General features: G+C 43.2%; 7 protein-coding genes and 1 pseudogene. 2 read left to right on the plus strand and 6 right to left on the minus strand.

The genetic code is table 11. The features are described from left to right. Positions 1–1072 precede the first annotated feature (1072 nt). From rpmB to F6K52_RS09360, 5 genes are all read right to left on the minus strand, one after another. Positions 1073–1309, minus strand: a complete 237-nt coding sequence (rpmB, locus tag F6K52_RS09340) for a 50S ribosomal protein L28 (protein ID WP_008183615.1) — start codon at positions 1307–1309, stop codon at positions 1073–1075. A 284-nt stretch (positions 1310–1593) separates the two neighbouring features. Then, positions 1594–3606 carry a molecular chaperone HtpG gene (htpG, locus tag F6K52_RS09345; RefSeq protein ID WP_293076687.1) on the minus strand — a complete coding sequence of 671 codons (2013 nt, stop codon included), beginning with the start codon at positions 3604–3606 and terminating at the stop codon, positions 1594–1596. A 205-nt stretch (positions 3607–3811) separates the two neighbouring features. Further along, entirely contained in the window at positions 3812–4102 is a 291-nt protein-coding gene (locus F6K52_RS09350) for a hypothetical protein (protein WP_293076689.1), read from the minus strand. Next, positions 4102–4383 (minus strand): hypothetical protein, encoded by a 282-nt coding sequence (locus F6K52_RS09355; protein ID WP_293076691.1) that lies wholly within the window; start codon positions 4381–4383, stop codon positions 4102–4104. Before F6K52_RS09355 ends, F6K52_RS09350 begins: the two co-directional genes overlap by 1 nt. Before the next feature lie 57 nt (positions 4384–4440). Further along, a complete protein-coding gene (locus F6K52_RS09360) occupies positions 4441–5628 on the minus strand; it encodes a transposase (protein ID WP_293076693.1) in 1188 nt (395 codons plus the stop codon). A gap of 152 nt (positions 5629–5780) precedes the next feature. Between F6K52_RS09360 and tnpA the strand changes: the two are divergent. After that, a pseudogene (gene tnpA / locus F6K52_RS09365) lies at positions 5781–6180 on the plus strand (IS200/IS605 family transposase); the annotation flags it as partial. Between the two features lie 149 nt (positions 6181–6329). Here tnpA and F6K52_RS09370 read toward each other — a convergent pair. Beyond that, positions 6330–7310: a sulfotransferase domain-containing protein gene (locus F6K52_RS09370; RefSeq protein ID WP_293076695.1), complete on the minus strand. Its 981-nt coding sequence runs from the start codon at positions 7308–7310 to the stop codon at positions 6330–6332. A 354-nt stretch (positions 7311–7664) separates the two neighbouring features. Between F6K52_RS09370 and F6K52_RS09375 the strand changes: the two genes are divergently transcribed. Continuing rightward, on the plus strand, positions 7665–8846 hold the full coding sequence (locus tag F6K52_RS09375; RefSeq protein WP_293076697.1) for a glycosyltransferase family 4 protein: 1182 nt from the start codon (positions 7665–7667) through the stop codon (positions 8844–8846). The last annotated feature ends 124 nt before the right edge of the window (positions 8847–8970 follow it).

Here is an 8970-nt window from a genome sequence, read left to right on the forward strand (position 1 = left end):
CTTCAAGGAAGCAAAGGGGTAACAATCAATGGTTAACCCCATAGCGTTAGATCTACCTACGAAGAGAGAATATTGACACTCCCCGGCCTTAGATACGCGGGGATTCCTAGATCAACGAGCCGCCTTAAACCACTGTGTCCTTATCTTTGACGCCGCCAAAAACTAGGCAATATCTAAACCAAAAACCCGTCAAGACCAAGAATTCAGTTTAGTTCACAGTAGACCCAGAGGGCGATTCTCCCTAGGCGTTTGGCTACCTGTCAGGAAGTCTAAAAAGTCCGTTTCCTTCCTTTTCACCTGGTTTCGGTGTGCCCCACCGTACCGTTTCTTTCTCAAAGCGTTATTTTTTCTGGGTTCACACGTTAATTGTTAGTTAACGATTGGGTTTTTAAAGAGGATTTTCCCTACCCTCTGGGCATTACTACTTTAAGGTCAAGCAGTGGCGGGTCTCTACCCCGGTTGCGCCAAGGCCAAAGGCCACGCTACGCGAACGGTTTTTCAGCCTGTACCCTATACTCTATAGTCCAACACTCTTGACTATGATTGCGGAATCATTCAAGAATTTCTTTGATGGCGACTAAAGTCGCTAGCCACTTTCATCTCCGCTCGCTTTGTGGCGGAGTTTTCAGTGTTCGGATTTCTAATAAATATTTAATTATAGTATCGAGATTCCCCAAAAACACAACCGAGATTTGTAACCAGTTTACCTAAGCTAGGATTTTCCTACCTCCTCTAAAGACAGACTATTCCCGCTTACCAAAAACTCATAGATTTAATCTACCCAAATTAAGCCAAAAACCCATCAGCCCCAGAGAAAAAAGATGGGGAGATGGGGAGGTTGGGAGATGGGGAGATGGGGAGATGGGGAGTGTGGGAGATGGGGAGATTTGTATTAAGCGATGCAGCGCGGTCTTGGGGGTTTCCCCCATGAGCGACTGCATCAAGACAGGGTAATTATCGGAAGCTTATATAGGGTTTCTCATACCCATCAGGTAAAGAACTAAACAGGATGTTTTGCCTCTTGCCTCTTGCCTCTTGCCTACTCCCTGCTCCCTACTCCCTATTCCCTCATTTAATAATGATTCAGATTAATTCCAGCTTCCTTAGCCATGGCTTGTAGACCCTTCTTCTGCAAGGTCTTAATAGCCTTAGTGGAAATCCGCAGCTTCACCCAACGTTTCCCTTCTTCCCACCAAACTCTTTTAACCTGTAAGTTAACGTTTTGTAAGCGCTTAGTCCGACGGTGGGAGTGAGAAACAGCATAGCCGTTATTGGCCTTTTTACCAGTCAACTGACATCTACGGGACATAGGGTACCTCTTGATTTACGTCTGTTCTTGATCATATCTCGCAGATGCTGCGCGGAGTGGGGAGATGAGGAGTGGGGAGTGGGGAGATGGGGAGATGGGGAGGTAGGGGGAGTGTGGGAGATGGGGAGATGGGGGGAGTGATTAATCCATGGTGGGCAGTGCCTACCAAGTCTATGGCCACCATGGTGAATCTGTCTGATGCACTGCCCACCCTACATATATCTCCTACTCCCTACTCCCTACTCCCTACTCCCTACTCCCTACTCCCTACTCCCGATTCCCGATTACTCTTGCGTCAAGCGGGTCATAACCTTATTGGACCGTTCCACAAATGCCTTCATGCCTTCGGCATCAAAGCCTTTCTGAGCCATCAGTGCCAGGTCATAGACGTGCTGACAAATCATGGTAGCCAATTCCGCTGAGGGAGACTGACCGCTACTCTGAATAATACTGCTTTGACTGAGGTTGACTAGATTCTGAATCAGTGGGTGGGTAGTATTGACCACCAAAATATGTTCCTCTGGGAACTGCACCGACTGCTGCTGCATCATGGCAGTCATTTCCTGTAGACGGCGCATTGCTTCCGGTAACAATACCATTGCCGGTGGGGTGCCTTGGGGGTCATCAGACTTCAGGGCTTGAGTCCGGACATTGACCTTAGGCTTATTAATCGCTTGCTCAAACAGTTCCTTAATCAGGTCAGAACGGGTTTTGTTGGTCTTCGGGTCAACAATCTCTTTTTCCTGCTCCTGATCAACAAGGGTATCATCCAAGTCTGAATCCACCCGAGAGAACTTAGCCTCTGTATATTCCCGTTCCAAGAAGCTAATGTAGTGGTTGTCGATAAAGGAGTCCATAAATAGGACTTCTAACCCTTGATTTTTGTGCAGTTCCACATAAGTGGCTTGGCTAGCCTCATCAGTGCAATAGAATACCCGATTTTCGTGGGTTTCTTTATTGCGCTCTAGATACTCTTTAAGGGTGGTGTAGGGTTGAGAAGAGGAAGACTTCGCCTGTTCTGTACCCTCATCCGGGGTGACATCCTCCCAAGCATCCCCCTCTTGGGATTGCACCTCTACCTTAGGGGTGTCAGTAGGGGTCTCAGTGCTTGGAGCTTCCGAACTTTCCACCGGTTGATAGGTGGTGCGGAAGATCACAATATCTTCTACTTGTTTCTTAAACTTCTCGCTATTGAGGCAGCCAAACTTAACGAATGTACCTACATCTTGCCAGGAACGGATGTACTGATCTCGGTCATCCTGGTACTGTTGCTTTAAGCGATCGCCAACTTTCTTAGCAATAAAGTCACCAATCCGAGCTACTGTCCGGTCTTTGGTAAGAGCAGAACGGGAAACATTCAGGGGAATATCAGGACTATCAATCACCCCTCGCAGTGGCATTAGGAAGTTAGGAATCACTTCCTCACAGTTGTCACTGACAAATACTTGATTACAGAAAAGCTTGATTTGCCCCTTAGTCACATCCACATCTGGCTTGAGTTTAGGGAAATAGAGAATGCCATCAAGCAAGAAAGGATAATCTGTGTTTAGGTGTACCCACAGCAAGGGTTCATCTTGGAAGGGGTAAAGATAGCGATAGAACTCCAGATAGTCTTCTTTGGTCAGGTCTCTTGAGGATTTCTTCCACAGTGCCTCATGCTTGTTGATCACCTCTTCCTCAAACTTAATGGGCACTGCCATGAAATCACAGTAGGATTTCACTAGCTGGCGAATCCGTGAGGGTTCTAAGTACTCCTGTTCCTCCTCTTGCATGGTGAGGGTCACGGTAGTACCCCGTTCCGTCCGCTCAGAATCCGATAGTTCAAAGGCTGGAGAACCATCACAGGCCCAATGAACGGCTGTTGCCCCTGACTTATAAGAGAGAGTATCAATTTCTACCTTCTGAGCCACCATGAAAGCAGAGTAAAAACCCAATCCGAAGTGACCGATAATCTGTTGGTCAGCTTCCTTTTGGTACTGCTGGATAAATTCTTCAGCGCTAGAAAAAGCAACTTGATTAATATACTTTTTCACCTCATCGGCAGTCATCCCAATGCCGTTATCCGAGATGGAGATAGTTTTCTGATCCTTATCAATGGTAATTTTAATTTCCGGGTCTCCCACATCCCCATCAATCTCCCCAGCATAAGAGACCATCTTCAACTTCTGGATGGCATCCACTGAGTTGGAGATCAGCTCCCGCAAGAAGATTTCGTGATCGGTGTAGAGAGACTTCTTGATAATCGGGAAGATATTCTCAGTATGAATCGTGATTGTGCCTTGTTCCAGTACAGTCATTGCTATAGCTACATTAATATGATGAATGTCCCTTAAATGATTTTGAGGGATAACTTTTAATACGACATATGGGGTTGTCCACCGATAGGGATTCGGATTTCCGTATCTTGAGGAGCACTAGTGAAGTTTAGTTGGTTTCGCCCCCCTAACCACCCAAATCTACAGAACATGGTAGGGATAGAGACAACAATGAAAAATTTCCTGGCTAGGGATGAGAGGTAATAGCCAAAACAGTCAGCACTCCTTGACCTGGTCCATAGTACCAAAAAACTCTATAAGCAGCAGGAGTGCGACTCTCGACGTAGGCTTCAAATATATCCTCACCATTGGGTCCAGATAGGGATCTATATTTATGAGTTTGGAGACTGGGGTGGTGTAGATTAGTTGCCATCAAACCCAAGGTTTTGAGGACTTTTTTGTACTTTTTAGGGTCTTTTTTCTGAAGGTTAACCAGTGCTTGTTCAGCTTCAGATTGAAATTCCAACCGAAAATTCACTAGTCATCAATCTCCAGGCTAGCATATTGAGCGAAATCACCTAAATATTTTCCTTTACCTTCTGCTGCTTGGTGGATACCTCGTTTCACCTGCGCCAGGGTTTCGGGATTTTGCCATAACCACTGTTCTTCTTCTGGAATTGGATCGAGTAGGATTTGTCCTGTATCGTTGATCAAGACTCGGTAGACTGTTGCCTTAGCTTCCGGTCCTAATTTTAAACAAAAGTGGTCATCAATTTGGGCAGCATTATCAATGACCTGGAAGTTTTGGTTAAGAATCATTTTTAATAGGCTACTAGCTAGATATATACACTAGTTTAGTCTAGTCTGTTGACATACTCACCGCCCTGGAAGGGCAGTGATTCTTGACACCTCATCGGAATGTGCTGCCGAAACAGTCTTACCTTTCCTCCTTGTCCGTTTATAGTCGTGCCGATGCCCCATGCCGACTTTTTCTATGTTTTTGGCAGCATTTTTATCTCTGTCTTGCTGTGTTCCACAATTCATGCAAAGTACTGAACGAATAGACAGATCGATTTTACCCCATTTAAACCCACAATCTGAACAAATTTGACTGGTAGGCTCCCATCGACTTATGACCCTAAAATCTCTGCCATATTTGTCTGACTTCGCATCACAGAGCGCCCTAAATTCTGCCCATCCCTGTTGACTGATGGCTCGTGCAAGTTTACGGTTTTTAACCATTCCCGACACATTTAAATCTTCCAAAACGATAGTTTGGTTTTCGCTAACTATTTTGGTTGATAGTTTGTGCAGAAAATCTTTCCGCTTATTCGCTATTTTGAGGTTTAGTTTAGCGATATGATGGCGAGTTCGCTGTTTTCGATTTGACCCTTTAGGCTGCTTAGCAAATTTTCGTTGTTTTTTCCGTAGCTTTCGATCTAGCTTGGAATAATCAGGGCTTTTAGCCTCACTGCCATTACTCATGACAGCAAAAGTCTTGATACCTAGATCAATACCGATGCTTTGGTTCTTGGCATCAACTTGAATAGGCTCAATTTCTACTACAAAACTTAAAAAGTAATTGCCAGCACAGTCTTTGATAATGGTTACAGAACTAGGGTTTGAGGGTAGGTCTCTAGACCAAATTGGTTTGACTGTTCCAATTTTGGCCAAATATACCTTATCTCCTTGAACATAAAAACCCCTGCGAGTTAACCGTGCTGATTGTTTATTAGAACGTTTCTTGAATCGTGGAGGTTTGACTTTTCTTCCTTTCCTTTTCCCATTCCGAGAATCAAAAAAGTTTTTAAAAGCAACTCCTAGATCGGCTACAGACTGCTGTAAGGGGACAACGGAAACCTCTGATAACCATTGTCTTTCTTCAGTTTTTTTGGCCTGAGTGATGACTAGCTTCTGTAGTTCTCCTGACTTGAGAACTTTTTCAGATTTTTTGCAAATAGCCAGAGCATCGTTCCAAACGATCCGGACGCAGCCAAATAATTTGGCCAAATCCTGCTTCTGTTGGTCTGTTGGATAGAAACGATACTGGTACCTGGCCTTCATTCTAGTCCTCCCAGTAGGTCTGTACTATGATTATATTGTAGAGACGAAACCTTAGGGAGTGGAGCCTTATTACAAAAACCTTAACTTTTTATGCATAACCCTCTAACTATAAAGGCTCCACTCCCTTACGGGAACTTCAAAGCCTACAAGATTTGACAATGACTTTCCGGAAAGAACGACACAGTATCACAAAGAGCGCAAATACATTTAGTGTGTGTAACCAAGTATCGACAACAGGTATTGACCTCAATGAGCCTCCAAACCATTGAAGACTCTTTTAGAGAGGTAGCAAAAAAGATGAATTTTAAAATTAAGGAGTTTAAGGTCGAATCTGATCACGTGCACGCATTAATCGAGTATCCTCCAAAACTATCGATATCTCAAATAGTTAACAGTCTGAAAGGATTATCAAGTCGCAGATATGGGCAAAAAGGATACCTAAAACCTCATGGGAAAACTGCACTATGGAGTCCTAGCTATTTTGCGGCATCCGTTGGGGGTGCCCCTATTGAAAAGCTAAAAGAATATATCAGCAATCAAAGAAAGCCGTCGAACGAAGGACGGGGCTTCGGCCTACGGCCTCCGCTACGCGAACAGACCCAAAATTTTGGTGAATAAGCCCACTTGCCTTGAGTGCGATTGACTTGCTTGTCACGCTACGCGCACGCTACAAACACCACACCTCATAGCCCACAACAGCTTCAGGGTTTATACTGATAAAAATCCGATAAATGTTCCTCCATTTTGGAATTCAGATAATCAATATCTTCGTTATTTAAATATTCAGTAAATCCTCCCACTTTTCCTTTACGAGTTTTGTAAGACTCTTGATCTTGCTGGTCAGTTGGGGTCAACCGATCGGATTTAAATGTCCGATTTTTTTCCATTTTGCGCATATTATTAAAGGAGGCAAAGCTGACAGCTTCTTCAATTACTTCATCGGGAACCGACTTAACTCCTAAAAACTCTAAAACCTGCCTCAGTTCTTTTTGGGGATTTGTTTGGATATCTTCATAACGCACCAGCAAAAAATTTTTCGGTATATGGCGATTAGCTTCCCATATATTGTAATACCGAATCAAAGTATCAAAGCTCCCCACTGACTCATGGATGAAGCTATGCAAATCCCCTTCATAGGGTTTAATTCGTTCAGCATACTGCTTGAGAGAGTCTACTTGCTGCATGATGTGAGCATAGTGTCCCACCCGTTTAGTATGTTCAAAATAGATAGATACTACTACATCCCTAGGGTCTCGGACTAATAGAATTACTTTAGCATTTTTATACTTGGCTTTACTTTGAACAAGTTCATCAGGCTTTTTCCATTCTGGTTCATCATCATGAATAACTCGAATTTTTGGGACATCAGGGTGCAATGGTGCTAAGGTTTCTAACTCCAATATTCTCTCCATAATTTTGGGGTCAGTTAGACCTAAATGCTTTTCTAATACCCGTCCAATCATTAATCTGAGCCAGGTTCGTCCAGATTTAGGAAATGAAATCAGATAGGCATCCACTGACCGTTGATCATACCAACGCACTAGACTAGTCATTAGAGGCTTTTGAGCCATTCGTCCTAGGAATGTTCCTAGTTTTCGTCTTCCTTCTGGTGGTAGTTTGCTCTTGACAAAAGACCAAGCACCAACAATAATTGACCGCACTAAAATCGCGTTAAATATCATAATTATTTACCAAAGGGAGTAGGGAGTAGGGAACAGGGAACAGGGAGTAGGGAGTAGGGAGTAGGGAGTAGGGAGTAGGGAACTTCGGAATTCCGAAAAAATTCCGAAAAAATACTGTTTACGTCATTACTATAAAAGACGCTATTTTAACAAAAAAACCAAAGTGATCAATTCCCTATTCCCTGAGCGCAGCGCTATACAATTTAACTATATACCCAAGATAAATAAATCCGCTATAGCAATTCTCAGACTGATGAGATACACAGAATTCCCACTCCACCCTCCCTACTCCCTACTCCCTACTCCCTAAAACCCAAGACGAAAGTACCTCACCCATAATAACTGCTATATAACATGACTAAAGTTTTTCTAATCTGTTCTGGTCTGGGTCATATCCAGAGGGGGTATGAATCGTTTGCCCAAGAATGCTTTGCTGCTTTATCTCAGGAATCGTCTCTTGATATCACCCTGTTTAAAGGAGGAGGTAAGTCTGATCAAAAAATGATTACATTATGGAATCTGCCACGGTATAGTTGGATGGCAGGTCAACTGGGAAGATTGGTTAAGCAATTAAGTGAATTTTTAAAAAAAGGTGACTACTTTGTTAGACAAGAAGGGTACTTTATTGAACAAGCGTCATTTATCTTAAGTTTATTATCACATATATATCGTGAACGTCCAGAGATAATTTACTTCAGTGATGATGGCTTAGGCTATCTATTGTGGCACTGGCGGCGTTTGACCAAACAGAATTATAAACTACTTTTCCGTAATGGAGGAGCCTTATCCCCTCCTTTTTCCCGTTGGGATCATGTACAGCAGTTAACACCAATTCACTTTAAACAGGCGTTAACTTATGGAGAGCCTGCTGAGAAACAAAGTCTACTGCCCTCTGGATTCTTTATCCCTGCCAAATTACAGATACTGTCATCATTAGAACGAGAGGGGTTACGAGAAAAATTAGGACTACCGAAACAGCAACCGTTAATTCTTTCTGTGGCAGCGATTAATAAGTCTCATAAACGCATGGACTACATTATTAATGAAGTAGCGAGTTTGCCAAAACCTAGACCATTCCTATTATTATTAGGTCAACAGGATGCTGAATCACCAGAAATTATTCAGCTTGGCCAAGAGCTATTAGGGGTTGATCAGTTTCAAGTGCGAACTGTTGCTCGTGAGCAAGTAACTAATTACTATCAGGTTGCTGATCTTTTCGTCTTAGCGTCTCTCCATGAAGGTTTACCACGAGTAATTGTGGAGGCGATGTCCCATGGTTTACCTTGTCTCGCTCATGATTATGACATTACTCACTTTGTTTTAGGCAATGAAGGCTATTTCGCTAATTTTGAATTAACTGGAACTTTAGCTAGTCTAATTTCTCAAGTCTTGAGTGAAGGCTATAACCAAAGTAAGCGTGAAAATTGTCATCGCCAGGTCTATGAGCGGTTTAGTTGGCAGCAGTTATCGCCAGCCTATGTTGATATGATTGAACGATGTAGATTAATGGTAAAGGTAATAGGGAATAGGGAGTAGGGAGCAGGGAGCAGGGAGCAGGGAGCAGGGAGTATGGAGTAGGGAGTAGGGAACAGGGAATAGGGAACTTCATTCCCAATTCTTAATTCTTAATTCTTAATTCTTAATTTTAAAAACCCTTGAC

The organism is Moorena sp. SIO3H5, assembly GCF_010692395.1.
Lineage (GTDB): Bacteria > Cyanobacteriota > Cyanobacteriia > Cyanobacteriales > Coleofasciculaceae > Moorena.